The following is a 26,695-nucleotide window of genomic DNA, read 5'->3' on the forward strand; positions in this document are numbered from 1 at the left end:
CGCCCGGCACCCAATCAAGGAACGAGAGAGTCATGGGCCACGAAGAGTTCATGTCGCAAGAGGAGGTCGATGCCCTCCTCAAGGGCGTCACCGGCGAGATCGACCAGGTCTCCGACGAAAACAAGCCAGCCGGCGTGCGTCCGTACAACATCGCGACGCAGGAACGCATCGTCCGCGGCCGGATGCCCGGCCTCGAAATCATCAACGACCGCTTCGCGCGCCTCATGCGCGTGGGCATCTTCAACTTCATGCGGCGTTCGGCGGAAATCTCCGTCGGCCCGGTGAAGGTGCAGAAGTACAGCGAATTCACGCGCAATCTGCCGATCCCGACCAACCTCAACCTGGTCCATGTGAAGCCTCTGCGCGGCACGTCGCTGTTCGTGTTCGATCCGAACCTCGTGTTCTTCGTCGTGGATAACCTCTTCGGCGGCGACGGGCGGTTTCATACGCGCGTCGAAGGCCGCGAGTTCACGCAGACCGAGCAGCGCATCATCCACAAGTTGCTGAACCTCGTGTTCGAGCACTACGCGGCGTCGTGGCGCAGCGTGCGCCCGCTCCAGTTCGAATACATGCGCTCGGAGATGCACACGCAGTTCGCCAACGTTGCGACGCCGAACGAAATCGTGATCGTGACGCAGTTCACCATCGAGTTCGGCTCGATCGGCGGCACGCTGCACATCTGCTTCCCGTACTCGATGATCGAGCCGATCCGCGACGTGCTCTCCTCGCCGATTCAGGGCGAGGCGCTCGAAGTGGACCGCCGCTGGGTGCGCGTGCTGTCGCAACAGGTGCAGTCGGCCGAAGTGGAACTGACGGTGGATCTCGCCGAGATTCGCTCGTCGTTCGCGAAGCTGCTCAACATGCGCGCGGGCGATGTCTTGCCGATCGACATTCCCGAGCAGGTCGTCGCGAAAGTGGACGGCGTGCCGGTGATGGAATGCGGTTACGGAATTTTCAATGGTCAATATGCGCTGCGTGTCCAGAACATGATCAGCAGCGCCAGCGATTCGACGAAGGAAGGTAGTTATGAGTGATCTGATGCAGGAAGGCACCCAGCCCGGCGCGACCGACATGAAAGACGAAGAACTCTCGATGGACGATTGGGCGAGCGCGCTCGCCGAGCAGAACGGCAACGAAGCGCCGGTCGCATCGGCGGGCGTGTTTCAGCCGCTGTCGAAGGCCGCGGCGCCCTCGACGCGCAACGACATCGACATGATTCTCGACATCCCCGTGCAGATGACGGTGGAACTCGGGCGCACGAAGATCGCGATCCGCAACCTGCTGCAACTGGCGCAGGGCTCGGTCGTGGAACTGGACGGCCTCGCAGGCGAGCCGATGGACGTGCTCGTGAATGGCTGTCTGATCGCGCAGGGCGAAGTGGTGGTCGTGAACGACAAGTTCGGCATTCGCCTGACGGACATCATCACGCCGTCCGAACGTATCCGGAAGCTGAATCGATGAAACGCCTCGCCACCGTTGTCGTGTTGGCCGCGCCGATGTTCGCCCATGCCGCCGACATGAACGCCGTGAATCATGCCGCGCAGATCGCCTCGGGCGTCGGCGCAGGCAGCGCGGTGCCGTCGCTCGGCTTCGGCGCGGTGCTGCAAACGCTGCTCGGGCTCGCCGTCGTGATCGGCTTCGTGTTCGGCTGCGCATGGCTCGCCCGCAAGTTCGGCTATCAGGGCGGCAAGCGCAGCGGGCTCGTCAAGGTGGTGGGCGGCGCATCGCTCGGCAACAAGGAGCGCGTGGCAGTGGTCGAGGTCGGCGATACGTGGCTCGTGCTCGGCGCAGGCCCCGGCAACGTGCGGCTTCTGCACACGATGCCCGCCGGTTCCGCCGAAGCCGAAGTGCCGGCCGGCGTTGCGGGATCGCCCGCGCAAACGTTGCCCGGTTCGTTCGGCCAGCGCTTTCGCGATGCGCTCGCCGGCGAAGCGAACAAGCGGCTTCAGAAGTTCGTCAGTACCGGCAAGTAAAGCCGACCGTTCCAGTCGAATCATCGGGCGTGCTCCGCGAGGACCACGCCCGATTTGCTTTGGGCGACGCGTGCTTTCGCAATAGAACGAGTTGGCGCCGAATTGCCCTTCTGTTCGCGCCATCGTTTGCGACCGGGATAGTCAACAATTCATGCTATCGAAAGAGGCAGGACATCATGGCTATCACATTCGTCATTTTTCAGAGTCAGCGGCTTGGCGAGGCGCTCAAGCGTCTCATGCAGTTCGTCGGCGGGAGCAAGTAATGCAGGTCGGTCGTCTCATCGTGCGCGGCGTGAAGCTCGCGCTTCCGGTTGTCATCGCGCTGTCACCGCTCGCGGCGCTCGCGCAAAGCACGGCGGGTTTGCCCGCGTTCAACACGAGCCCCGGCCCCAACGGCGGCACGACGTATTCGCTCAGCGTGCAGACCATGCTGCTGCTGACGATGCTCTCGTTCCTGCCCGCAATGGTTCTGATGATGACGAGCTTCACGCGCATCATCATCGTGCTGTCGCTGTTGCGCCAGGCGCTCGGCACGTCGAGCACGCCGCCGAATCAGGTGCTCGTCGGCCTCGCGCTCTTTCTCTCGTTCTTCGTGATGTCGCCGGTGCTCGACCGCGCCTACAACGACGCGTACAAGCCCTTCTCCGAAGGCCAGATTGCGATGGACCAGGCCATGACGCGCGGCGTCGCGCCGTTCAAGCAGTTCATGCTGAAGCAGACGCGCGAATCCGATCTCGCGCTCTTCGCCCGCATTTCGAAGGCTCCGCCGATGAACGGCCCGGAAGACGTGCCGCTTTCGCTGCTCGTGCCGTCGTTCATCACGAGCGAGCTGAAGACTGGTTTCCAGATCGGCTTCACGATCTTCATTCCGTTCCTCATCATCGATATGGTGGTGGCGAGCGTGCTGATGTCGATGGGCATGATGATGGTGTCGCCCACGACTATCGCGCTGCCTTTCAAGCTGATGCTGTTCGTGCTCGTCGATGGCTGGCAGTTGCTCATCGGCTCGCTGGCTCAAAGTTTCGTATCGTAAGGAGACGCGCATGACACCCGAATCCGTCATGACGATGGCGCATCAGGCGATGGTCGTCGCGCTGTTGCTCGCCGCGCCGTTGCTCTTGGTCGCGCTCGTCGTGGGTCTCGTCGTGAGCCTGTTTCAGGCGGCCACGCAGATCAACGAATCGACGCTCTCGTTCATTCCGAAGCTGATCGCGGTGGCCGTGACGCTCGTGATCGCCGGACCGTGGATGCTCTCGACGCTGCTCGACTACATGCGCCACGTGTTCACGATCACGCCCGCGATCACGGGCTGAGCGTTCGATGTTTTCCGTCACCTACGCGCAACTGAACGGCTGGCTCACCGCGTTCCTGTGGCCGTTCGTGCGCATTCTCGCGCTCCTCGCCACCGCGCCAGTGCTGAGCCACATGGCGATACCGGCGCGCGTGAAGATCGCGCTTGGAGCGTTCATCACGCTGATCGTCGCGCCGACCTTGCCCGCGATGCCGCAAACCACGGTGTTCTCGGCGGCGGGCATCTGGATCATCGTCAATCAGTTTCTGATCGGCGCGGCCATCGGCATGACGATGCAGATCGCATTCGCCGCCGTCGATGCCGCGGGCGAGTTCATCGGCCAGCAGATGGGCCTCGGCTTTGCGATGCTTTACGATCCGCGCGAGGGCGGCAATGCGGTGGTCATCTCGCGCTATCTGAACACGCTCGCGATGCTCGCGTTTCTCGTGTTCGACGGCCATCTGCAGTTGATCAGCGCGCTCGTGACGACGTTCCAGAACGTGCCGATCGAGGCGAACGTGGTGGCGGCGGCATCGCATGCGCAGGGCTGGCGCGTGCTTGTCGGCTATGGGACCAGTATTTTCGGCACGGGCCTGCTGCTTTCGCTGCCGATCGTGGCGGCGCTGCTCATCTCTAATCTGGCGCTGGGCATTCTGAATCGGGCGGCGCCGCAGATCGGAATCTTTCAGGTGGGATTCCCGATCACGATGCTGGTCGGCTTGCTGCTCTTGCAGCTCATGTTGCCTAACCTGATGCCGTTCTTCTTGCGCATCTTCGATGCGGGTATCGCGCAGGTCGGGCGGGTGGCTGGGGCGCTTTATTGAGCTTTGGGCGGCGACGGGATGCCGCCTCGGTGTTTGGTTTGTTGCCTGCCACGTTATCGGTTGGTCGACGCACGTATCTCGGCGCGGCGGTCGAATCCGCAGACCGACTGTCAGCAACGAAGTTGCGCCACTGTCGTCGCGCGATGCCGGGGACAGCAACGGGGCACCGCTCTTTCGCGCAACGCCCCGCGAACACCGCGCGCTTGTCCGCCCGGTTCGAAACGTCTGCCACTTCCTTAGCGTCTCATCGGTCGATCGACACTCGTATCTGATTGCGGCGGTCGAGACGGCAGACCGACTTCGGCAAGGAAGTTGCGCCACTGTCGTTGTGCGATGCCAGAGGCAGCAACAGGGCGCCGCTCTGCCGAGCAACACCCCGCGAATACCGCGCGCTAACCCTTCCGGTTCAGCCTGTGCTACTTCTCTCCGACTTCATCAATCGTTCGACACGCATATCCACTCGCGGCGATCGAGAGGGCATACCGACCGTCAGCAACGACGCTACGCCTTCGTCCTCGTGCGATGCCGGAAACGACGACGGGGCACCGCTCTCCCGAGCAACGCCCCGCAAACTGTTATCGGCTTCAGCGACCCGTGCCTTCATTCGTCCGGTTCAACGTCTACAGTCGAGACCGCATACCGACCGTCAGCAACGACGCTACGCCTTTGTCGTCGCGCCACGCCGAAAACAACAACGGGGCAAAGCTCTCCCGAGCCATGCCCCGCAACCTACTACCGCTTCTATCAAAACCGCCGCGCTTACCCGCCCAAATAATCAAACAACGACATCTTCTGAATCTGCGTGAACGCCATCTGCGCCGCCTGAAGCGAGTTCTGCGTCAACTCATACGAGCTGATCGACGAAACCAGGTCGATCTGCGTCAGGTTCGCCAGATCCGATGCGTTCTGCGTCTGCGTCGTCTGCATCGCCGTCTGCGTCGATTGAATCTGCTGCTCGCGTCCGCCCACCACGGTCTGCGCCGCCAGCACGTTGTTGAACGTGTTGGTGATCTTCGTGCCTGCGGTCGTCAGCGCGTTGGTCAGCGCGGCATGCGCGCTGTCCGATCCGGTCGGTTGCTTCAGCGCGCTCACGAGGTTGTCGAGCGTCGCGAAGATATCGTTGTTGCCCGCGGTCGCGGGCTGCACCGTGAAGCTGTCGCCATTGCCGGGCGCGCCCGCAACGGACACCTTCTGGCCGCCGACCGTGATGTCGGCGCTGCCCGTGTATGCGGTCGGCGTCGTCGGCAACGATGAATCCGCCGGGACCGCCGTGACCGTGTAGCTCGTCGTGCCCGCGGTGGCATCGACGGCGAACTGGATCGTGTAGGTGCTCCCGTTATTCGGATTGCTCGGGTCGGAAACGCTTACGCCGCTGATCGTGCCCGTGCCCGTGTTCGTCGCTGCCGCGCTCGAAACAGGCGTGCTTTCCGTCGGCGATACGCTGCCGAAAATCGACTGACCCGGATCGCCCACCGCAATCGAACGTCCCGCGCTGATCTGCACCGTGCGCTGGCCGGCATCGCCCGAATAGGTCGCGCCGACACCCGACGGGTTGTTCGTGTACGGCTGCGTGCCGCCCTTGAGGCCCGAGAAAATGTAATTGCCGTCGCTGTCCGTGGTGTTCGCGATGTTCATGAGCTGATCGCGATAGCCCTGAATCGCATTGGCGATGGCTGAGCGGTTCGCGTCGGTCAGCGAGCCGTCGCCGGCCTGCACGAGCTTCGTCTTGATGCTTTGCATCACGTCGCTCACGTCGCTCAGCGTGGAGTCTTCCTGTTGCAGCGAGGAGAGCGCCTTCGTCTGATTCGTGCCGTATTGCGTGAGCGCGTTGCCCTGCATCGTGAGCTGCACGGCCTGCGCCGCGCCGAGCGGATCGTCGGACGCGGTCATGATGCGCTTGCCCGACGAGATCTGCTGATACATGGACGCCAGCGTGCTCTGCTGGTCGCTCATGGAAGCGACGTTCAGATTGAAATACTGGGAACTGGAAATACGCATCGCGAGTTGCCTCAGTTGAAGATGCCGAGCAGCGTCTGGAACAGCGACGACGCGGTCTGAATCACCTTGCTGTTCGCCTGATAGAGCTGCTGATACTGGATAAGATTGGCCGCTTCCTCGTTCAGGTTCACGCCTTGCACGGACTGCTGTGCCGCTGTCGCCTGATTGAGCAGCGCCGTCTGCGACGAACTCGTCGCCTTGAGCTGATTGGCCTGATTGCCGATGTCGTTCACGTAGCTCGCGTACGATCCCGTCAGCGTATCGGTGCCGCCGTTGAGCGATTTCGCCGAGACGAGGTTCGCCATCGCGAGCGCGTTGCTGCCGTCGCTCGTGCCGCCCTTGTTCGCGGCGATGTTGAACACGTCCTTGTCGGCGGGAACGCCGCTCAATGTCGCGCTCACGCCGTTGGACGTGATCGTGAGTCCCTTAGAGGCGTCGTACGGAATTGTCGAATTCGCGGTGTACGCCGTGCCGTTCACGGTCACATCGACGTTCGACGTGAAGCCGCCTGCGGCCTTGTCGTACGTGAGCGAGATGTTCGACGGCATGCTGTAGCCCGCCGCCACGGTTGCCGACGTGATCGAGCCGGTGCCCGTGTTCGAGGTCGATGCCGAGCTCACCGCCGGCGATGCCGCCGCGATCGCGGTGGGGCTCTTGGTGGTCAGCGCGAAGTTGTCGAGCGCGCCGCGCGTCGGCTGAATGGTGAAGGAGTCGCCCTTCTGCATCGTGCCGGACACGGTGATGTTGAGGCCGTTGAACGTGCCGCTGTTGGCGGGCGGCGTGATGCTGCCAAGCGACTTGCCCGACGTCGGATCGGTTACTTCGTAGTCCGTACCGTTGTACGTCAGGGTGTAGTCGCCCGTGGAAGGCTGCGACGCGTCGGCGAACGAGACGGCCACGGTGCCGGTGCCCTTGTTGCGCGCGTCGGAATATACGTTGGGCGTGCCGGTCGAAAAGAGCGCGCCGCCTGCGTTGCCGCTGAGGTCGAGGCCGAGCGCGTTCTGGCTATTCAGTTGCGAGGCGAAGCTCGTCGCGATGGCGCCGAGTTGCGCCTGCGCGGGGTCCAGCGTCTGGGTGCGGAAGTCGATCAGGCCGCCCACGACACCGCCCGTCAGCGCGGAATTGTCAATGTACTGCGTGTTCGCGGCCGTCTGCGGCGTGCCGTCGGTGCGCTTGAACGCGACGGTCAGCTCGCTCGGATCGGAGGGCGACGTCACCGTTTGCAGGCCGTACTGCGTATTGCCGACGACGAGCGGCTGCCCGTTGCCGATGAACACGTTGTAGTTGCCGTCCTGCTGCACCACTTGCACGCCGATCATCGAACTGAGGTTCGTCACGGCCTGATCGCGTTGATCGAGCAACTGGTTCGGCTGCTGGCCCGATGCGCTCGCGCCGTTGATCTGCTTGTTGAGATCGGCGATTTGCTGCGCGTAGTTGTTGATGGACGAGACGGCGCTCGACAGTTGCGTGTTGACGCTCTGGCGCAGCTGGTCGTATTGCTCGCCGGCGGAGGTCATCTGGTCGGCGAGCGTCTGCGCGCTACTCACGAGCGACTGGCGCGAGGCCGTGCTGCTCGGCGAGTTCGCCACCGATTGCAGGCCGGAAAAGTAATTGCTGATGCCGGCCGCGATGCCCGACGTCGGATCGCCGACGAGGTTGTTGAGCTGCGAGAGCATCGTGTAATAGGTGTTCGCCGCGCTGCTCGCCGACTGCGTGTTGTTGACTTGCGTCGTCAGGTACTGGCTGTACTGTCGCGTGACGGTGACGGTCTGCACGCCATTGCCGAGATAGCCGGAGCCGGTGCTTTGACCGGACGCTTCCTGGTACGCGACCTTCTCCAGCGTATAGCCGGGCGTTGCGGCGTTGCTGATGTTCTGGCCGGTCGTCGTGAGGCCCCACTGGGCCGCATTCAGGCCCGACAAGCCGATGTTGATGATGTTGTTGGACATGCACGAATCCTTTTCTGGCGCTGCCGCTTGATTGCACGTTATATCGGCTGTTCGCCGGGGAAATTTAATGGTTTCCTTTTTGATGCTTTCTGGTTTTCGCCTGCGGCGGGCGTTGTTTGGGTTCTTGCATTTTGCTTCGATGTTCGTGCTTCTTATGCGGCGATGTACGGGGGGTTCTTGGGCTAATTCTCGGGTTTGGTCCTGTTTTGCTGCCGCTCGTTTTCGTGGAACTTGTATTCGTGTCGGTCTATTGGGGTTGCCCCTTCCTAGCGCGGGGTTTGCGCCAGCACCTCGCCGCTCGTTTCGTGAAACTTGTATTCGTGTCGGTGTATTAGCGTTGCCCCTACCCGGGGCGGGGGTCACTTTCTTTGCTGCTGCAAAGAAAGTAACCAAAGAAAGCAGCTTCTGTGGGCCCGCAGCAGCAAAAGCGTGGTTACTCCGCAGAAAAGCATTGGCACTCAGCTTGAAGCAGCCCTGAATCACTCTCCACGCCCACTGAGCACCACGTCCTCCGAGCCCCTTGGCTCGACAAAACCAACAGGACACAACGGCTCCGCGTAGAGATAGTCTCAAGCCAGAGCCAAAGCCAAAGCCAAAGCCATGTAAAGCCAAGCTAAGCCAATGGACACGCGACAGGGATAGAGAGAAGTCGCAATGAGCGCCGACGCGCGGGCACGTGTCGGGCGTCGGCCTGCTGGGCCTAGGGCGGCGTGGCACGCCTAAGACACGTTCAGTTGAATTTGTCGTTCAGTGGTGCGAAGCATTTCACTGGTTCTGTCGAGCCAAGGGGCTCGGAGGACGTGGCGGACAGCGGGCGTGGAGGGTGATTCAGGGCTGATTCAAGCTGAGTGCCAATGCTTTTGTGCGGAGTGCACCTTCATTCGAAACCGCGGGCGAAAAAGCTGCTTTCTTTGGTTACTTTCTTTGCAGCAGCAAAGAAAGTGACCCCCGCCCCGGGAAGGGGCAACGCCAATAGACCGACACGAATACAAGTTTCGCGAAACAAGCGGCGAGTTACTGGCGCGCGCCCCGCCCTAGGAAGGGGCAACGCCAATAGACCGACGCGACTACAAGTTCCACGAAAGAAAGACCGCGAACCGACGCGTCGGGACACAGCAACGCACAGGCGAAGAAAGAAAAGCGGTCCAATTGCGGTTCCAAGAAACCGCAGAAGATCACCGTGCTAAAGCCCGCCGCTTCATCTCAAGCTGAGTGATAAGCCGCTGCAGCGTATTCTCCGCCGACCCCGGCATCGAAGTGAACTTGAACCCGAGCGTGAACCGCCGGTCGCCCTTGAGCGTAGTCGACTCGCGATGCGACACCAGCTTCATATCGAGCGTCACCTTTCCGGTCGCAGTGAAGTGCAGTTCGGCATCCTGAATTTCTACGCCCAGTTCCATATCGGCCACGCGCTCGTCGGTCGTGCGCAACGCCACGCCGCCCAGCGACAAATCATGCACCTCGAAACGGAACCGGTCGCCGCCCGGCAGGGAACCGCTGCAAATGTACGGATCCAGCACCGGCGCTTCCACACGGAAGTATTCGCGGCGCTGCATGTAATACAGCACCGACGGAAATTCCGCCTCGAAAGCCGGACGGCCGTCAAACGTCGTCTCGCGCGGCGTGGCCGTCGTGAACTCGACGCGCACGCCATCCGGCGCCGCGTGGAAAATCAGCTTCGGCGCTTGCAGCACATCGCGGTTCTGCTCCGCGACGCCGCCCCAGTCGAACGTGAAGCGGTGCGACGTCACATCGACATCGAGGAGTCGCGTGACGATCTGCGCGTCGCCATATTGCGCGGTCAGGAAATCGCCGCGATTGGCCAGATTGCGCAGGGCTACGCCGATTTCCAGCGGATTCCGGCGTCCGAAATCCACGTTGTGGTCGCTGTCTTCCTCGGCGACGTCGTGTTTCTGATAACTATTCATGGTGCTAGCCGTGTCCATTTTGCCCGCGCATCGCCTGCGGCCCACGCCGCGCGGCTCGCCGGACCGCTATCGATCCGGCACTGTCGTCTTCGGGTTAGCGGCATGCCTGTTGGAAAGTTTAGGGGCGCTCGCAACTTTCTTATGTGGTGCGCCGTCCCATCCGACGTAAAACGTTTGCTGGACACGTGGTCCGTTATCTTCCGCGCGATGCACCTTATCGGCGCGTCGTCAGGCGATCTGTCGCATGATCGAAATCAGCTTCTTCGCGTAGTGCGGATCGGTCGCGTAGCCAGCCTTCTGCATGCCGTGCGCGAAGCCCGCCACGTCGCGCGACGCCTCGATCACCGGCGCATAGCGCGGATTGTTTTTAATGACGCTCGCGTAGTCGTTGAGCGCATCTTCGTACGAATCGTAGGCGCGGAAACGCTCGACGACCTTCTTCGGCTGGCCGTTGACGTACTCGGTCGTGACCGAATCGACCGTCTTGCCGGTCCAGCCGGGCGTCGCCTTCACGCCGAAGATGTTGTGGCTCGTCGCGCCGTTCGCGTGCTTGATCTCGCGCTTGCCCCAGCCCGATTCCAGCGCCGCCTGGCCGATGATGAAGCGCGCCGGAATGCCGGTCGCCGCGCTCGCCGCCTGCGCGGGCGCAGCCAGCCGCTCGACGAACGCATTCACCTTGTCGGAGCCGACGCCGTGGGCCGGCGGTTCGAGCGCGCTAGCCGCCGTATACCCTTTGCCTTCCGAGAGCGACGCGCCGTTCTTGTTGGCCTGCGCGGCCGCGTAGGCTTTCGCCATCGCGTTCATCGCGGCGATGTTGCCCGCGTTCGATTCGATATCGCCGCCGCCGCCCGAGAGCCCGCTCATCGCGTTCATCGCGGTCATCGCGTTGGCGCCGCCGCCCATGCCGCCCGCGTCGGTCTTGCCGCCTGCGTTGCGCATCAGCTGCTTGAGCATCATGTCCGCCACGCCGATGCCCTTCGAGGACATCTGCTGCGACAACTGCTGGTCGAGCATCGCGGTGAAGGACTTCGAATCGTTGGAATCGAACGGGCTGTCGGACGGCGTCGCGTCGCGCATGCTCTTCAGCATCATCTGCGTGAAGACGGCGTCGAACTGCTTGGCGGCCGCCTTCAGACCCTGCTGCGGATTGGCCTGCGCCTGCGCGCGCAGCGCGTCGAAGCCCTGCGTGTCGAGCGCGAAGCGGTTCGAGAGATTCGCGAGGCCACCGCTCCCATCGGTCGATGCCAGGGCGGAGTTGGCGATGCCGCTCGTCAGGTTCGAGTTCATGTGCCGGGCTCCTTAGATGATTTCGAGGTCGGCGCGCAGCGCGCCTGCCGCCTTCATCGACTGGAGAATCGAAATCAGGTCCGCGGGCGTCGCGCCGAGCGCGTTGAGCGCCTTCACGACATCGGCGAGATTCGCGCCGGCCGAAAGCATCTTGAGCGCGCCGCTGTCCTGCTTCAGCTGAATCTGCGACTGCTTCGCCGCCACGGTCTGCCCGTTCGAGAGCGCGTTCGGCTGGCTCACCGCCGTCTGCGTATTGATGACGACCGAGAGATTGCCGTGCGCGACCGCGCAGTTCTGCAGCGTGACCATCTGATTCATCACGATGGAGCCGGTGCGCGCGTTCAGGATCACCTTCGCGGCGGCCTGCGCCGGACGCACATCGATGTTCTGCAACTGCGCCATGAACTGCACCTGCTCGCTCGCGTCTTGCGGCGCGCGCAGCTGGATGGTGCGGCCGTCGAGCGCGAGCGCCGTGCCCATGCCGAACTGGTTGTTCACCGCCGCGACAATGCGCTGCGTCGTGTCGAAGTCCATCTCGCGCAGTTCCATCTGCATGACGCCGCCTTGCTGCTGCAACGCTGCCGGCACCGCGCGCTCGACGATGGCGCCCGCCGAAATGCGGCCCACCGCGAGCTGGTTCACCTGCACCTTGCTGCCGTTCGCGCTCGCGCCCGCGCCGCCGACGACGAGGTTGCCCTGCGCCATCGCATACACCTGGCCGTCCGCGCCCTTGAGCGGCGACATGAGCAGCGTGCCGCCGCGCAGGCTCTTCGCGTTGCCGAGCGACGACACCGTGACGTCGATCGCCTCGCCGGGACGCGCGAAAGGCGGCAGGGTCGCGGTCACCATCACGGCGGCGACGTTCTTCAATTGCATGTTCTGCGTCGTCGCCGAGTTCACCGTGATGCCGAGATTGCCGAGCATGTTCGTCAAGCTCTGCGTGGTGAACGGCGTCTGCATGGTCTGGTCGCCGGTGCCGTCGAGACCGACGACGAGGCCGTAGCCGATCAGCGGGTTGTCGCGCACGCCCTGGAACGAGACGAGGTCTTTCAGGCGCTCGGCGTGCGCGTGCTGCGCAGAGGTCAGGGCCACGAGCGCGGCCGCGAGCGAGAACGAAACGAAACGAAGAAGCGGATTCATGATCAGAACGGCGCCACGTTGAGGAAGAAGCGCTGCAGCCAGCCCATGTTCTGCGCTTCGTCGATATAGCCTTTCGCGGAATATTCGATCTTCGCGTCGGCGATCTGCGTGGAGTACACGGTGTTGCTGCCCGAGATGGTCGTCGGATTGACGACGCCCGAGAAGCGCACGAATTCGTTGCCCTGGTTGATGAGCATTTGTTTTTCGCCGCTCACCATCAGGTTGCCGTTGGGCAGCACTTCGGTGACGGTGACGGTGAGCGTGCCGCTGAACGTGTTGGCCGCGCTCGCGCCGCCCGCCGCCGTGAACTTGTTCGCGCCGGTCGCGGACAGGTTCGTGTTGTTGAAGAGCCCGCCGAAGATGCCGGGCGTCGTCGGCACGGAGAACGAGCCGGAGCCGCCGCGGTTGGTGTTCGCCGCGGACGACTTCGTCGCATTCACGTTTTCCGAGATCACGATGGTCAAGATGTCGCCGACATTGCGCGGACGCTGGTCTTCGAAGAGCGGCCGGCCCGCGTAGCCCGCGTTGTAGATCGCGCCGGGCGAGCGTCCGCCGCTGGGCGGCTGCGGCGGACGCGCGGTCATCGGCTGCTGGACGATCGGCTCCTTCGGCACGAGGCCGCATGCGCCGAGCGCGGCGACGAGTGCGGCAACCGCTGCACGCGTGAAGATTTGAGTGGGCGACATCTTGGTGACTCGTATGAAGCTGAATGAAGCGTTAGTGTGACGCCATCCCTTGCGTTTTCATCCGTTGAAAAGAGGGTTAAACCTGCATCTGAGAAAGCGTTTGCAACATCTGGTCGGACGTGGTCACGGCCTTGCTGTTGATTTCGTACGCGCGCTGCGTCTGGATCATGTTGACCAGTTCCTGCACCACGTTCACGTTCGACGCTTCCACATAACCCTGTTGCAACGTGCCCGCGCCGTTCAGGCCCGGCTGTGACACGTTCGGCGCGCCGGAGCTGCCCGTCTCGGAGAACAGGTTCTCGCCGCGCGCTTCCAGACCGGCCGGGTTGATGAACGTCGCGAGCTGAATGGAGCCGACGTTCGTCGCGGCCGTCGAGTTCGGCTGCGTGATGGACACAGTGCCGTCCGAGCCGATGGTGATCGACGTCGCGTTGGTCGGAATGGTGATGGCCGGGTTCAGCTGATAGCCGCTCGACGTGACGAGCTGGCCCTGCGCGTTGGTCTGGAACGAGCCGTCGCGCGTGTATGCCGTGGTGCCGTCGGGCATGGTCACCTGGAAGAAGCCCTGGCCGTTGATGGCCACGTCCTTCGAGTTGCCGGTCTGTTGCAGATTGCCCTGCGTGTAGAGGCGTTCCGTTGCGACTTGCTGCACGCCCGTGCCGAGCTGCACGCCCGAGGCGAGTTCGGTTTGCTGCGTCGAGTTCGCGCCCGGCTGGCGCGTGGTTTGGTACAGCAGATCTTCGAACACGGCGCGCGAGCCCTTGAAGCCGTTGGTGCTCACGTTGGCGAGGTTGTTCGAAATGACGTCCATCTGCGCCTGCTGCGCATTCATGCCGGTCGCGGCGATATAGAGAGAGCGATTCATGTCTGTGTTGTCCTAGTGTCTTGCAGGCCGCTTAGGAGAAGTTGAGCAGCTTGTTGGCCGATTGTTCGTTCTGGTCCGCCGATTCCATGAGCTTCGTCTGCATTTGGAACTGGCGCGCGTTGGTGATCATCGAGACCATCGCGGAGACCGGGTTCACGTTGCTGCCTTCGAGCGCGCCGCCGGCAACGACCACGTTCGGGTCCGCATCGGCGGGGTCGCCCGACGCGGTGCGATAAAGACCGTCGTCGCCGCGCGAGAGCGTGGCCGGGTCCGGATTGACGAGCTTCAGTTGATCCACCGTCGCAATCGCGGTCGGCGGATCGCCCGGAATCAGCGCGGACACCGTGCCGTCCTTGCCGATGGTCACTTCTGCGCCCGGCGGCACCGACAGCGGGCCGCCGTTGCCGAGCACCGGCAGGTTGTTCGCGGTGACGAGCTGGCCGTTCTGGTCCACGTGCAGGTTGCCGGCGCGCGTGTACGCCTCGCCGCCGTCCGCCGTCTGCACGGAGAGCCAGCCCGGCCCTTGCACGGCGACGTCGAGTGGATTGCCGGTCTGCTGGATCGGGCCGGCCGAGTAATCCGCCGTCGGCGTCGACGAGAGCACGAAAGTGCGCGTCGTGCCGTCGGCGGACTGGTTCTCGAAAGACATCGGCACCTGACGGAACGCCGCGAGTTGCGCCTTGAAACCCGTGGTCGATGCGTTCGCCAGGTTGTTCGCCACGACAGCTTGCTGTTCCAGCGACTGGCTTGCGCCGGTCATCGCGGTGTAGATCAGACGGTCCATGAATCGCTTCCTTCTTTCCTGATGCGTCTAGTGCGTGCGGACGGTGATTACAGATTGATCAGCGTCTGGTCGACGGTCTGCTGCGTCTTGATCGTCTGCGCGTTCGCCTGATAGTTGCGCTGCGCGGTGATCAGATTCACGAGCTCGCTCGTCAGATCGACGTTGGAGTTTTCCACCGCGCCGCCTTGCAGCGTGCCGTGGTTCGTCGAGCCCGGCACGCCCACTTGCGGCGCGCCCGAAGCGGCCGTTTGCGCGTACACGTTGCCGCCGAGGTTCTGCAGGCCGTTCTGGTTGTTGAAGTTCGCGACCGCGATTTGCCCGAGCGCCTTCGTTTCGCCGTTCGAGTAATTGCCGGTCAGCATGCCGTCGGTGCCGACGGTGAAGCCCGTCAGTTCGCCCGTGCTGTTGCCGTCCTGATGCAGGTTCGTCAAGCCGCTCTTGGCGCCGTACTGCGTGGTGCCGGAGAGATCGAGCGTCAACGATTGCGTCGTCGCGCCGGACGGGTCCGCGCCGTTCGGAATGGTGAACGTGAACTTCGAGCCGCTCGTCAGGTTGCCCGACGAATCGAACGTCACGGCGCCCAGGTCGGTCTTTTGCGTGACCGGGTCGCCGTAGCCCGCGAATGCTTCCCACGAGCCGGTGCCGGTCTTCGTGAAGTAGACGGACACCTTCTGCGTGCCGCCGAGCGTGTCGTACACGTCCACCGAAGTCGACGCGTTGTACGTGTTGCCATTGGCCGGATCGAAGCTGCTCGCCGCGTTGTTGCTGTCCTGCGAGTTCAGGTTGAACGCAGCGGTAATCGTCTTCGTCGCCGTCGGCGCGATGTTCGCGGTCGGGACGGAAAGCGGCACCGTGCTCGCGCTGTTGACGACGCCGCCCGAATCGGCCGCGTAGCCCATCAGTTGCAGGCCGGCCGAGTTGACGATCTTGCCGCTGTCGTCCAGATGGAACACGCCGTTGCGCGAATACACGGTCGAGCCGTTGTTCGACAACTGATAGAAGCCGTTGCCGTTGATCGCGACATCGAGCGCCTGATTGGTCGTCGTGATCGTGCCCTGCGAGAACTGCTGCTGGACTTCCGCGAGGCGCGTGCCGATGCCGATCTGGTTCGACACGGCGGTCGCCATGGAACTGGCGTACATGTCCGCGAACTGCGCGGCGCCCTGCTTGAAGCCGACGGTGTTCGAGTTCGCGATGTTGTTGCCGATCACGTCGAGGTCGCTCGACGCGGCGCCGAGGCCGCTCAGTGCTTGTTGATAGCTCATGGTTTATCTCTTCGCCGGGCGCATCCCGGCGTCAAAGGAAAGTGGAATCAAAGAATCGAAGCGACGCTCGACAGCGCGACGGTCGAACCGTTCGCCAGCTTCAGGCCCGGCGTGCCGCCCGTCATTTGCACGACGCTCTGCACCTGCGAGGCCGACAGCGTCGTCGCGGTCGCCTGCTGGCCGTTGATCGTGCCCTGCGCGGTGATCGTGTAGGTGCCGTCGGCGAGCGTGGCGCCCTTCGAGTCGACCGGCGTCCAGCCCGATACCGGCACGACGCCCGAGCCTTGCGCGCCGAGATCCAGCGTGTTGACGATGTTGCCGGACTTGTCCTTCACGACGATCTGCAGGTCGCTCACGTCGTTGGCGAGCTGCACGCCGAACGTCGACGACGCGCCGCTCGATACCGTCATGCTGCTTCCCGGCGCGAGCACGTTCGAACCGATCAGCATGGCGGCCTGCGTGGACTGGCCCGCGGAAAGCTGCGTGGCGAGCGAGCTGAGCGACGTGTTCAGCTGACCGATGCCCGTCACCGTGTTGATCTGTGCGAGCTGCGAGGTCATCTGCGAGCTGTCGGCGGGATTCGTCGGGTCCTGATTCTTCAACTGCGTCACGAGCAGCGTGAGGAATGTGTTCTGCAAGTCCGAAGCGGACGTGCCGCTCGTGCTGCTGGTGCTGCTCGAGGAGCTGGACGAGCTCGACGTGCCGTTCATGGTGTCCAGCAGCGTCTGCGACACCGTGGTGCCGTTGCTGCCGATGGTGGTGTTCGTCGTCACGGTTGGGTTCCTCAGGTTCCGATGGTCAGAGTCTTGAGCATCAATTGCTTGGCGGTATTGAGCGTCTCGACGTTCGCCTGATAGGAACGCGACGCGGAAATCATGTTGACCATTTCCTGCACCGGATCGACGTTCGGCAGCGTCACATAGCCGTCCGCGTTCGCCGCCGGGTTGGTCGGGTCGTAGCTGGTTTTCATCGGGCTCGGATCGTCGATGACGCCCGTCACCTGCACGCCGCCGACTTGCTGGCCGGAGCCGCTTTTCGCGCCGCCGAGCGGATCGACGGCGAAGACGACCTGCTTCGCCTTGTACGGCTGGCCGTCGGGACCGGTCGTGCTGTCCGCGTTCGCGAGATTCGACGCGGTCACGTTCAGGCGCTGCGCCTGAGCAGACATCGCCGAACCGGCGACGCTGAAAATGTTCATCAATGAAGGCATGGCTTTCTTAACTGTTGGACGTGATGGCGGACAACATCGACTTGATCTGCGAGGTCATCACGGTCATTCCGGCTTCGAAATGCAGCGCGTTGTCCGCGAACTGCACGCGTTCGGCGTCGAGATCGACGGTGTTGCCGTCGAGCGAAGGCTGGCTCGGCACGCGATACGCGAGTCGGCCGTAGTCGTCGGTCGAGCCGCCGGACGCGGTAAGCGTCGAGTTGCCGGACATGTGGCCCTTCGCGGTCACGGCGAGCGACCCGCTCGCGCTCACCGAAACCGGCTGCGCCATCTTGAGCGTCGCCGTGTTCGAGGCCGTGGCGGACGCGCCGTCCTTCTTCAGCGCCCCGGCGAGCGCGGTCGAGAAATCGACATCGCGCGCCTTGTAGCCGGGGGTGTCGGCGTTCGCGATATTCGACGACAGCAGTTCCTGCCGGTAAGCGCGCACATCGAGCGCCTCACGGCCGAACGCGAGTTCCTTGTCGAGTCTGTCTAGCATTCGTTTCTTCTCCGGTCCCGTCGGGGATGGTTGTCGCCTGTCCCCGCCCGATCGCTGGGGGGTTTTTGCATGACACGCATCTTAGGAGCGGCGCGCAATAACTAATCCGATGAATAACCGGGAAACGCGGCCTCTATTCGAGGCTTGGGCGCGGCCCGGCGTATCTAGAATCTGCGTCGAGAGTGGGAAGCGGCGTTTTCATGGCAGCGACTCACGGAGTGGCCGCAGCGCGCGGCCCTACTTTTTCAGGTACGCAGTCGCTAGCTACGCGGCGGCGAGGAGAGCAGTGATGAGCAGGTCCGCCAGACAGTCGTCGAACGTTGCGATGCGTGCGATGCGTGCGAGCGCGATGAAGCGCGGCGCGCGTGCAGCGGCGCGCGGCGTGGCGGGCGCGTCGCTGATGCTCGGCTTCGCGGCAAGCGCGTTCGCGCAGCAGAGCGACGGCATGATCGCGATTCCGGGCAACGCGGAGACGAATCCCGCCGCCGTCGCGGAAATGGCAAAGAGTTTCGGTTCGTCGAAAGCCGTGGCCGCAGCCGCGCCCGCGCCGACGCCCGCTCCTGTGGCCGACATCGCGCGGGCATCCGGCTATCGCGCCGCGACGAGCGCCGCCGACGCCGCGATGCGCCACGCCGCGCTCGCGCTCGAAGCGCGCGCCGAAGCCGCCGACGACGCCATGGACGACGCAAGCGGCCTGATCGTGGTTCCGGGGACGGGCGAAGCGAAGCCCGCTGCGGCTGCGCCGGCGAAGGCGCCGGTCGCCGTCTCGCGTGGCGATGCCAGCGCCGCCAGCGCGGCTGGCGCGCGGCAGATCGCATCGCGCGACGTGATGCCGGTCGTCGTCACGCGCGATGATGCGACGCCCGGCGCGGCTGGCGCGCGCCCGATCGCGGCCGCCGCTGCATCGCCGATTCGCCCCGCCAATTATTCAGCCGCCGCTGCCGCCGCCTCGCCGATGAAACGCGTGAGTTTCTCGCCGGCCACGGCCGCCGCGCAAACGCCGTCAGCCGCCGCGACCGCGCAGGACGGCGAATCCATCCGCGTCGCCGCGCTCGCGTTCCTTCAGCAGCAGGCAGCGGGCTTGCCCGGCAAGGTGGATATCACGGTCACGCCTGTCTTCCCGCGCGGCCTCGCGCCCTGCTCCTCGCTCGATCCGTTCATGCCGACCGGCGCGCGTCTGTGGGGCCGCGTGACCGTGGGCGTGCGCTGCGTCGGCGAGCGGCCGTGGACGCTGTATGTGCAGGCGCGTGTCTCGATCAACGCGACGTACTACACCGCCGCGCGCGCCATCGCGCCGGGCGAAGTGCTCGCGAGCGCCGATCTCATCGCCCGCGACGGCGATCTCACGGCGATGCCGCAAGCCGTCGTCACCGATCCGTCGCAGGCAGTCGGCGCCGTGGCGTTGTCGCGCGTGCCCGCCGGCTTGCCGCTGCGCACGGACATGCTGCGCGCCGCGAGTTCGGTGGCGATCGGTCAGACAGTGCACGTGGTCGCCGACGGCACGGGCTTCTCGATTTCCGCCGACGGCAGCGCGATGAACAACGCCGCGCCCGGCCAGCAAGTCCGCGTGAAGACGGCCGGCGGACAAATCATCACGGGCATCGTGAAGGACAGTCAGACGGTCGAAGTCCGCATGTAAGCGGGCTTGTGTGCGGCACCAGACGTTTTGTTGCAATTTGTTGCAAAGCCGTCGAAGCCTTGTGGGACAAGGCAAAGCGGCAGATGACCAGGCACCGAGCAGGTTGCGCCTTCCCCGGCAGGGTAAAGTTTTTCAAAGCCACCGCCGATAAAGGACTCAACACGTTCGGGAATGGACATCGTGAAAATCGAATCGAATAGCAACACCACTTTGAGCGGCCTGCAAGACGGGCTGCAACGTGCATCGCAAGGCGATGCGAAGACTGCCGCGCCGACCGCGCAAGCGAACGGCAGCGCCGGCCAGTCGACGGTCAGCCTGTCGACCTTGTCGTCGGACCTGCGCGCGTCGAACGGCTCGGACATCGATACGGCGAAGGTCGAATCGATCAAGGCCGCGATTCGCGACGGCAGCCTGAAGATGGACACCAGCAAGATCGCCGACGGCATTTTGAGCACCGCGCGCGACCTGCTGCAAACGAGAACCCCGCCGACCGGCGGCTGAACGCAACGGCCCGGGCAACGTCCCGGCGCGCGAAGTGGACAGGAGCCGGGCGGCGCTTATGAACCGCGTTTTTAGCGAGCTGCAATGAGAGACGCCCTGCTTGCCACTGTCACCGAAGAAGTCGCCGCCGTTCAGGCCTTCGAAGCCCTCCTCGAGCACGAGGAAAAAGCCCTGATCGCCGCGCAGCCGCTTGCCGCGCTGCCGGAAATCATCGGCCAGAAGACGGCGCTGACCGAGCGCATCAGCGGGCTCGAAAAAGAGCGCGACGCGCATCTGAACACGCTCGGTTTTCCGGGCGGATTCGCCGGCATGGAAGCCGCCGCCGAAGTCGATGCCCGCATCGCCGAGCAATGGAAGCTGCTCTGCGCCGCCGCCCGGCGCGCGAAACAGGGCAACAACAACAACGGCGTGTTGATCCGCACGCGCATGGAATACAACCGCAAGGCGCTCGCCGCCTTGCAGGTCGCGCCGTCGAAGGCCGGGTTCTACGGCCCGGATGGGCGCGTGCCGGGCGTTTGATCGTCTTGCCGATTCGTCATCGCGGCGCGCGACCTTGCACGAGGTCGTGCGCCGTTTTCGTTTATCCGTCGATTAACCCCCCTTTCCCCGACTTAATCCCCCGATAGCCACTCGACGCCTTCCGCAATAATCGTTTGCATCAGAAAGCGGCTTCATGCCGTGGGCAACGAAGCACGAAGCGGAGCACGCAGTGGCAGAAGAAAGCGATCTCGAAAAAACCGAATCAGCCACTCCCAAGCGCCTGGAAAAGGCGCGGGAGGAAGGCCAGGTTGCGCGCTCGCGGGAATTCGCGTCGTTCGCGCTGCTGGCGGCGGGATTTTTCGGCGTGCTGGCGCTGTCGGGGTCCATCAGCGGACACTTGCAGTCGATTCTGCGCAACGCCTTCACGTTCAATCACGACGTCGTGCTGGACACGCGCCAGACGATGATCGGCGCGGCCAACGCCAGCAAGGAAGGCATGCTCGCCGTGCTGCCCGTGCTCGCAATGACCGCGTTCGCCGCGCTCGCCGCGCCGATGGCGCTCGGCGGCTGGCTCATCACGACCAAGCCGCTCGCGCCGAACTTCGGCCGCCTCAACCCGATTAGCGGGCTCGGCAAGATCTTCTCGATTCAAGGCCCGATCCAGCTAGGCATGTCGGTTCTGAAGACGCTCATCGTCGGCGGCGTGGCGGGCTGGGAAATCTGGAGCCGCAAGGCCGAAGTGCTCGGACTGCTGACGAAGCCGCTTGGTCTCGCGCTCGCCGACGCCATGCACCTCATCGTCGTGTGTTGCGGCATGGCCATCGGCGGACTGTTTCTGGTCGCCGCCGTCGACGTGCCGTATCAGATGTGGTCGTACGCGAAGAAGCTGCGCATGAGCAAGGAAGAAGTGAAGCGCGAGCACAAGGAAAGTGAAGGCGATCCGCACGTGAAGGGCCGCATCCGCGCGCAGCAGCGCGCGGCCGCCCGCCGCCGCATGATGCAGGCCATTCCGACCGCCGACGTGATCGTGACGAACCCGACGCACTTCGCCGTCGCGCTGAAGTACACGGACGGCGAGATGCGCGCGCCGCGCGTCGTCGCCAAGGGCGTGAATCTGGTGGCCGCGCGCATCCGCGAACTGGGCCGCGAAAACAACGTGCCGCTGCTCGAAGCGCCGCCGCTCGCGCGGGCGCTGTATCACAACGTGGAGATCAACCGCGAGATTCCGGGCGCGCTGTACGGCGCGGTCGCGCAAGTGCTGGCGTGGGTCTACCAGTTGAAGCGCTACAAGGAAGACGGCGGCATCAAGCCGGACGATCCCACCGATCTCGACGTTCCGAAGGAACTGGACAAAGGCGGCGTATCCGACGCCGACGCCGATCAGGAAGCTGCCGAAGCCCTGAACGACGGTAACACTGACAAGGGAGCCGCAGCATGAACGCGCGCGCAGGATTTTTCGCCAAACGCCCCGACGCGCTGGGCACGCAGAACATTCGGGCGCTCGCCGGCCCGATCCTGATCTGCATGATTCTCGGCATGATGATTCTGCCGTTGCCGGCGTTTCTGCTGGATCTGCTGTTCACCTTCAACATCGCGCTGTCGGTGATGGTGCTGCTCGTCAGCATGTACACGCAAAAGCCGCTCGACTTCGCGGCGTTCCCGAGCGTGCTGTTGTTCTCCACGCTGCTGCGCCTGTCGCTGAACGTCGCGTCGACGCGTATCGTGCTGCTGCAAGGCCACACCGGCCCGGATGCGGCGGGACAGGTGATCGAGTCGTTCGGGCACTTTCTCGTCGGCGGGAACTTCGCGGTCGGCATCGTCGTGTTCGTGATCCTGATGATCATCAACTTCATGGTCATCACGAAGGGCGCGGGACGTATCGCGGAAGTCGGCGCGCGCTTCACGCTCGACGCAATGCCCGGCAAGCAGATGGCAATCGACGCCGACCTGAACGCCGGTCTCATCAACGAGGACATGGCGAAGAAGCGCCGCCAGAGCGTCGCGCAGGAAGCGGAGTTCTACGGCTCGATGGACGGCGCGTCGAAGTTCGTGCGCGGCGACGCCATCGCGGGCTTGCTCATCATGGTCATCAACGTGGTGGGCGGCCTGATCGTCGGCATGCTTCAGCACGACATGGACTTCGGGCACGCGGCGACCAACTACACGCTGCTTACCATCGGCGATGGCCTCGTCGCGCAGATTCCGTCGCTCATCATTTCGACGGCGGCGGGCGTGATCGTCTCGCGCGTCGCGACCGATGAGGACATCGGCACGCAGCTGACCGGCCAGTTGTTCCAGAACCCGCGCGTGTTGATGATCACCGGCGTGATCATCGGCGTGATGGGACTGATTCCGGGCATGCCGCACTTCGCGTTCATGCTGCTGGGCGGCGGTCTCATCTACGCCGCGCGCACGATGAACAAGCGCGCCGCGAACAAGAAGACGAGCGCGGTCACGGATGTCACGCCGATCGCATCGGCCGTGGCGGCGTCGGCCGAGAACGCCGAGGCGAGCTGGGAAGACGTGGCGCTCATCGATCCGCTCGGGCTCGAAGTCGGCTACCGCCTGATTCCGCTCGTGGATCGCAACGCGGACGGCGAACTGCTTAAGCGCATCAAGGGCATTCGCAAGAAGTTCGCGCAGGAGATCGGCTTCCTGCCGCCGGTCATCCATATTCGCGACAATCTGGAATTGCGGCCGAACGGGTATCGCATTGCGCTGAAGGGCGTGGAAGTCGGCGTGGGCGAGGCGTTCCCCGGCCAATGGCTCGCGATCAATCCGGGTCAGGTATCGGCGGCGCTGCCGGGCACGCAGACGACCGATCCGGCGTTCGGCCTGCCGGCGGTGTGGATCGAGACGAACATGCGCGAACAGGCGCAGGTGTACGGCTATACGGTGGTGGATGCGAGCACGGTGGTCGCGACGCACTTGAATCACCTCGTCGTCACGCATGCCGCGGAACTGCTCGGCCGACAGGAAGTGCAGGCGCTGCTGGAGCGTATCGGCAAGGACACGCCGTCGCTCACGGAAGATCTCGTGCCGAAGACGCTTTCGCTCACGACGCTGCAGAAGGTGCTGCAAAACCTGCTCGACGAAAGCGTTCCGATCCGCGACATGCGCACCATTCTCGACGCGTTGCAGGAACACGCGCCGCGCATCTCGGATCCGTACGAACTCACGTCGGCGGTGCGTCTCGCGCTGGGCCGCGCGATCACGCAACAGTGGTATCCGGGCGCCGACGATTTGCAGGTGATGGGCCTCGATCCGACGCTGGAGCGCGTGCTGTCGCAGGCGCTATCGACGGGGCCGAATCCGGGACTGGAGCCGGGACTCGCGCAGACGCTGATGAACTCGACGCAGAACGCGATCATGCGTCAGCAGAATCTGGGATTGCCGCCGGTGCTGCTCGTGCAGCATTCGCTGCGCGCGATGCTCGCGCGGTTCCTGCGCCGGAGCTTGCCGCAGCTGAAGGTGCTGTCTTATGCGGAAGTGCCGGATACGCGGAATGTGAAGGTGGTTAATTTGATTGGGGCGTGAGCAACCGTCTCAATGCAGGACGGAGCCGATGAGACTGCGAAGATTGCGCGCGTCGAAGACGACCGTCTTCCACGTGTAGTAGTTGGCGCGCTCGAACTCCGTCTTGCCGACCGCCAGCTGACTTTCCGCGATCGCCAGCACGGAGCCCGGAAGTTTCTCGGCGCGGTATTGCAGGTGAATGAGCTCGCCTTCCAGCAGCCGCTTGGCTGAAGTCGCGGCGATGACGATGGAGGGCGTCGGCGTCTCAATGACATGATCGGCAACAAGCCCGCCGGAAATCGGCAATTCGACTTCCGACCGGTGCTCGAGCCCGAACTCGGCGGCGATATCCGCGATCGCGCGGGTGAGCCGTCCTTTGAAATCACTCGACTGCTGACGCTCGACGCGGGATGTCGCGACCGCGAAGAGCTGCTGTGCCGCCTCGGCCACACGAAAGACGTAAGGCGCAAGAAGACGTTCGTCTGAGGTCGAGGCGCGGATGACTTCGTCCTCGCACAGCCGAACGGGACTCCACTGCGCGATTTCCTGCGACCAGCGTTCCACGGCGCCCGATTCCACTTCCCCGCCCATCATGCCTGCGTTGAAGCAGGCTTCTCCGTTTTCATCAATCGAATAGCCGCCCTGGGACGGACGAATGCGCACGACCACATGATCCCCCGTTCCCGGATACTGCAACGGCGTCACGATTCGCTGCACGCCGTTGGTATCGGCGTGCACTTCGAACAAAGAGCAGAGCGTTTGTTTGAGCGGGTCTGCTAACACAATAGATCGCCTTGTCCGTCCTGATCGTTGGAGATGGTTATGCCTACAGCGTTGCAAAAGAATACGATAAGCGCGGCACGGTCAGTGGCGGCACGCGGGTCAAAGCGTCTGGGCAACTTCAGATCGAGTTCGGGTGCGCCGGGCAACAAGCGATTTGTGTAATCGCTCGACGTATTGCAGGGCAGCTTGCAGTGCAACCCCTTGTGACTCGGATGGTAATGCAGTTCGAAGAGCGGGTATATGTCGCCACGCGGCATTGTGCAGACCAGGTGTCCGTAAAACGAGCGGTCTTCGATTTGATCGCCATCGCGCCACAGGAAAAGCACGGCGTGATCGGCTGAAACTGGAATGAGGTCGGTCGCCTGAACGCGGGGCCGAGCCATCTTGTTGAAGGGCTTCGGCCATCGCTGCTTGACCATTGGCCGGAATTTCGGGGAACCGCTGAGCGTTTTAGACGCATCCCTGTGCGCGGCAAGGTCCTTCGGTTTCAATGCGTTTCTCTCAGGTATTTCTACCGACGCATTGAGCGGTGCGCAGTCATCGTCAGACAGGCATCGAGGATGCGGTCGATAGATTCGTTTTGGCTCCGACCATGCTAGCCGCTCAACCGACGCCGCGCGCTCAGTACAAGAAATGTTGCACTCGCAGGATGGAACGCCTGCCAGCACACAGCAAAAACTCAACACTCCACAATATTCACCGCCAACCCCCCGCGCGACGTCTCCTTATACTTCGTCTTCATATCGGCCCCTGTCTCGCGCATGGTCTTGATGACCGAATCCAGCGACACGTAGTGCGAGCCATCGCCGCGCATGGCCATGCGCGCCGCGTTGACGGCCTTGACCGAGCCCATCGCGTTGCGTTCGATGCACGGAATCTGCACCATGCCGCCCACCGGATCGCACGTGAGCCCGAGGTTGTGCTCCATGCCGATCTCCGCCGCGTTCTCCACCTGCGCAGGCGTGCCGCCGAGCACCGCCGCGAGGCCGCCCGCCGCCATCGAGCAGGCGACGCCCACTTCGCCCTGGCATCCCACTTCCGCGCCCGATATCGACGCGTTCATCTTGTACAGAATGCCGATAGCCGCCGCCGTCAACAGGAAGTCGATCACGCCTTGCGCATTCGAGCCCGGCACGAAGCGGTCGTAGTAATGCAGCACGGCCGGGATGATGCCCGCCGCGCCATTGGTCGGCGCCGTCACGACGCGGCCGCCGACCGCGTTTTCTTCGTTGACCGCGATGGCGTACAGGTTGATCCAGTCGATCATCGAAAGCGGATCGCGCAACGCCTGCTCGGGCCTGCCCGTCAGCGCGCGATAAAGTTGCGGCGCGCGCCGCTTCACCTGAAACGGCCCCGGCAGATGCCCTTCCGCATCCGGATTGCCGATGCCGCACCCCCGCGCGACGCAATCCTGCATCACCTCCCAGATATGCAAGAGGCCCGCGCGGATCTCGTCGGGGCTGCGCCAGACGCACTCGTTGTCCCACATCAGTTGCGCAATCGACTTGCCGGATTCCGCGCACATCTTCAGCAGTTCGTCGCCGGTCTGGAACGGATACGGCAATTGCGCGTGCGCCGTGAGCACCGCCGTATTCGGCGCGCCCGCCGTCACGACGAAGCCGCCGCCCACCGAAAGATACGTCGCTTCGCGTAGCAACTGGCCGCTGGCATCGAACGCATAGAGCTTCATGCCGTTCGGATGCTCGGGCAGCGCCTGCCTATAGAACGCGATGTTGTCCTTCACCGTGAACGGGATTTCGTGCTTGCCGAGCAAGGCGAGCGTCTTCGTTGCGCGCACCGCTTCGAGCCGCGGCACGATGGTGCTGGCATCGACGGTGTCCGGCGCGTCGCCCAAGAGTCCGAGCATGACGCCGCGATCCGTGCCGTGGCCTTTCCCCGTGGCGCCGAGCGAGCCGTACAACTCGCATTTGACCGATGCCACCGCGTCCAGCAGCGCGTCGCGTTCGAGCCCTTGCGCGAACATGAGCGCGGCGCGCATCGGGCCGACGGTGTGCGAGCTGGAAGGTCCGATGCCGACTTTGAAGAGATCGAAAACGCTGACTGCCATGACTGCTCCTGC

The 26,695-nt window shown here is 63.7% G+C and carries 27 protein-coding genes; 12 read left to right on the forward strand and 15 right to left on the reverse strand.

The window, feature by feature from the left end; translation table 11 throughout:
- The first annotated feature begins 32 nt into the window (after positions 1-32).
- The 6 genes from fliM to fliR all read left to right on the forward strand — a co-directional run bounded on the left by fliM (position 33) and on the right by fliR (position 4,088).
- The gene (gene fliM / locus HWX53_RS00775) at positions 33-1,034 is read left to right on the forward strand and encodes a flagellar motor switch protein FliM (RefSeq protein ID WP_175938539.1); all 1,002 of its coding nucleotides are present in this window, start codon (positions 33-35) and stop codon (positions 1,032-1,034) included.
- Positions 1,027-1,461 (forward strand): flagellar motor switch protein FliN, encoded by a 435-nt coding sequence (gene fliN, locus HWX53_RS00780; RefSeq protein ID WP_175938540.1) that lies wholly within the window; start codon positions 1,027-1,029, stop codon positions 1,459-1,461. Before fliM ends, fliN begins: the two co-directional genes overlap by 8 nt.
- Positions 1,458-1,973, forward strand: a complete 516-nt coding sequence (gene fliO / locus HWX53_RS00785) for a flagellar biosynthetic protein FliO (RefSeq protein WP_175938542.1) — start codon at positions 1,458-1,460, stop codon at positions 1,971-1,973. Before fliN ends, fliO begins: the two co-directional genes overlap by 4 nt.
- Positions 1,974-2,235: 262 nt before the next feature.
- Positions 2,236-3,006, forward strand: coding sequence for a flagellar type III secretion system pore protein FliP (fliP, locus tag HWX53_RS00790; RefSeq protein ID WP_175938544.1), 771 nt, complete (start codon positions 2,236-2,238; stop codon positions 3,004-3,006).
- A gap of 10 nt (positions 3,007-3,016) precedes the next feature.
- Positions 3,017-3,286, forward strand: a complete 270-nt coding sequence (fliQ, locus tag HWX53_RS00795) for a flagellar biosynthesis protein FliQ (RefSeq protein WP_175938546.1) — start codon at positions 3,017-3,019, stop codon at positions 3,284-3,286.
- Between the two features lie 7 nt (positions 3,287-3,293).
- Positions 3,294-4,088 (forward strand): flagellar biosynthetic protein FliR, encoded by a 795-nt coding sequence (gene fliR, locus HWX53_RS00800; protein WP_175938547.1) that lies wholly within the window; start codon positions 3,294-3,296, stop codon positions 4,086-4,088.
- Positions 4,089-4,847: 759 nt separating this feature from the next.
- Here fliR and flgL read toward each other — a convergent pair.
- The 12 genes from flgL to flgB form a co-directional block, all read right to left on the reverse strand.
- Positions 4,848-6,086, reverse strand: coding sequence for a flagellar hook-associated protein FlgL (flgL, locus tag HWX53_RS00805; protein WP_175938550.1), 1,239 nt, complete (start codon positions 6,084-6,086; stop codon positions 4,848-4,850).
- Between the two features lie 11 nt (positions 6,087-6,097).
- On the reverse strand, positions 6,098-8,035 hold the full coding sequence (gene flgK / locus HWX53_RS00810; RefSeq protein ID WP_175938552.1) for a flagellar hook-associated protein FlgK: 1,938 nt from the start codon (positions 8,033-8,035) through the stop codon (positions 6,098-6,100).
- 1,175 nt (positions 8,036-9,210) lie between these two features.
- The gene (locus tag HWX53_RS00815; protein ID WP_175938554.1) at positions 9,211-9,963 is read right to left on the reverse strand and encodes a flagellar brake protein; all 753 of its coding nucleotides are present in this window, start codon (positions 9,961-9,963) and stop codon (positions 9,211-9,213) included.
- Positions 9,964-10,191: 228 nt separating this feature from the next.
- The gene (gene flgJ, locus HWX53_RS00820; RefSeq protein ID WP_175938555.1) at positions 10,192-11,250 is read right to left on the reverse strand and encodes a flagellar assembly peptidoglycan hydrolase FlgJ; all 1,059 of its coding nucleotides are present in this window, start codon (positions 11,248-11,250) and stop codon (positions 10,192-10,194) included.
- Positions 11,251-11,262: 12 nt separating this feature from the next.
- Positions 11,263-12,390, reverse strand: coding sequence for a flagellar basal body P-ring protein FlgI (locus HWX53_RS00825; protein ID WP_175938557.1), 1,128 nt, complete (start codon positions 12,388-12,390; stop codon positions 11,263-11,265).
- A 2-nt stretch (positions 12,391-12,392) separates the two neighbouring features.
- Positions 12,393-13,076: a flagellar basal body L-ring protein FlgH gene (locus tag HWX53_RS00830; RefSeq protein ID WP_175938559.1), complete on the reverse strand. Its 684-nt coding sequence runs from the start codon at positions 13,074-13,076 to the stop codon at positions 12,393-12,395.
- A gap of 76 nt (positions 13,077-13,152) precedes the next feature.
- The gene (gene flgG / locus HWX53_RS00835) at positions 13,153-13,941 is read right to left on the reverse strand and encodes a flagellar basal-body rod protein FlgG (RefSeq protein ID WP_175938561.1); all 789 of its coding nucleotides are present in this window, start codon (positions 13,939-13,941) and stop codon (positions 13,153-13,155) included.
- Between the two features lie 31 nt (positions 13,942-13,972).
- A complete protein-coding gene (gene flgF, locus HWX53_RS00840) occupies positions 13,973-14,725 on the reverse strand; it encodes a flagellar basal-body rod protein FlgF (protein ID WP_175938563.1) in 753 nt (250 codons plus the stop codon).
- A gap of 47 nt (positions 14,726-14,772) precedes the next feature.
- Positions 14,773-15,990 (reverse strand): flagellar hook protein FlgE, encoded by a 1,218-nt coding sequence (gene flgE, locus HWX53_RS00845; RefSeq protein WP_175938565.1) that lies wholly within the window; start codon positions 15,988-15,990, stop codon positions 14,773-14,775.
- 47 nt (positions 15,991-16,037) lie between these two features.
- Positions 16,038-16,763: a flagellar hook assembly protein FlgD gene (locus tag HWX53_RS00850; protein WP_175938567.1), complete on the reverse strand. Its 726-nt coding sequence runs from the start codon at positions 16,761-16,763 to the stop codon at positions 16,038-16,040.
- A gap of 11 nt (positions 16,764-16,774) precedes the next feature.
- Entirely contained in the window at positions 16,775-17,200 is a 426-nt protein-coding gene (flgC, locus tag HWX53_RS00855) for a flagellar basal body rod protein FlgC (RefSeq protein ID WP_175938568.1), read from the reverse strand.
- A gap of 7 nt (positions 17,201-17,207) precedes the next feature.
- The gene (flgB, locus tag HWX53_RS00860) at positions 17,208-17,696 is read right to left on the reverse strand and encodes a flagellar basal body rod protein FlgB (RefSeq protein WP_175938570.1); all 489 of its coding nucleotides are present in this window, start codon (positions 17,694-17,696) and stop codon (positions 17,208-17,210) included.
- Between the two features lie 289 nt (positions 17,697-17,985).
- Here flgB and flgA point away from each other — a divergent pair, with 289 nt between their 5' ends.
- Positions 17,986-19,335 (forward strand): flagellar basal body P-ring formation chaperone FlgA, encoded by a 1,350-nt coding sequence (flgA, locus tag HWX53_RS00865; RefSeq protein ID WP_175938572.1) that lies wholly within the window; start codon positions 17,986-17,988, stop codon positions 19,333-19,335.
- Here flgA and HWX53_RS00870 read toward each other — a convergent pair.
- Entirely contained in the window at positions 19,311-19,514 is a 204-nt protein-coding gene (locus HWX53_RS00870; RefSeq protein WP_175938574.1) for a hypothetical protein, read from the reverse strand. The genes flgA and HWX53_RS00870 overlap by 25 nt on opposite strands.
- A gap of 1 nt (position 19,515) precedes the next feature.
- Between HWX53_RS00870 and flgM the strand changes: the two genes are divergently transcribed.
- The 4 genes from flgM (at position 19,516) to flhA (ending at position 23,853) form a co-directional block, all read left to right on the forward strand.
- Entirely contained in the window at positions 19,516-19,836 is a 321-nt protein-coding gene (flgM, locus tag HWX53_RS00875; protein WP_175940550.1) for a flagellar biosynthesis anti-sigma factor FlgM, read from the forward strand.
- Positions 19,837-19,920: 84 nt separating this feature from the next.
- Positions 19,921-20,355 carry a flagellar protein FlgN gene (locus tag HWX53_RS00880; protein WP_175938577.1) on the forward strand — a complete coding sequence of 145 codons (435 nt, stop codon included), beginning with the start codon at positions 19,921-19,923 and terminating at the stop codon, positions 20,353-20,355.
- A gap of 190 nt (positions 20,356-20,545) precedes the next feature.
- Entirely contained in the window at positions 20,546-21,754 is a 1,209-nt protein-coding gene (gene flhB / locus HWX53_RS00885; RefSeq protein WP_175940551.1) for a flagellar biosynthesis protein FlhB, read from the forward strand.
- Positions 21,751-23,853, forward strand: coding sequence for a flagellar biosynthesis protein FlhA (flhA, locus tag HWX53_RS00890; protein ID WP_175938579.1), 2,103 nt, complete (start codon positions 21,751-21,753; stop codon positions 23,851-23,853). The genes flhB and flhA overlap by 4 nt, the downstream gene beginning before the upstream one ends.
- A gap of 9 nt (positions 23,854-23,862) precedes the next feature.
- Here flhA and HWX53_RS00895 read toward each other — a convergent pair whose 3' ends face one another.
- The gene (locus tag HWX53_RS00895; RefSeq protein WP_244140031.1) at positions 23,863-24,570 is read right to left on the reverse strand and encodes a hypothetical protein; all 708 of its coding nucleotides are present in this window, start codon (positions 24,568-24,570) and stop codon (positions 23,863-23,865) included.
- 56 nt (positions 24,571-24,626) lie between these two features.
- On the opposite strand from HWX53_RS00895, the gene HWX53_RS00900 reads away from it, so the two are divergent.
- On the forward strand, positions 24,627-24,956 hold the full coding sequence (locus HWX53_RS00900; RefSeq protein WP_175938583.1) for a hypothetical protein: 330 nt from the start codon (positions 24,627-24,629) through the stop codon (positions 24,954-24,956).
- A 338-nt stretch (positions 24,957-25,294) separates the two neighbouring features.
- Here the strand turns inward: HWX53_RS00900 and HWX53_RS00905 are convergent, their stop codons facing one another.
- The gene (locus tag HWX53_RS00905; RefSeq protein ID WP_175938585.1) at positions 25,295-26,683 is read right to left on the reverse strand and encodes an L-serine ammonia-lyase; all 1,389 of its coding nucleotides are present in this window, start codon (positions 26,681-26,683) and stop codon (positions 25,295-25,297) included.
- Positions 26,684-26,695: the final 12 nt, after the last annotated feature.

Source organism: Caballeronia sp. BCC1704, assembly GCF_902833455.1.
GTDB lineage: Bacteria > Pseudomonadota > Gammaproteobacteria > Burkholderiales > Burkholderiaceae > Caballeronia.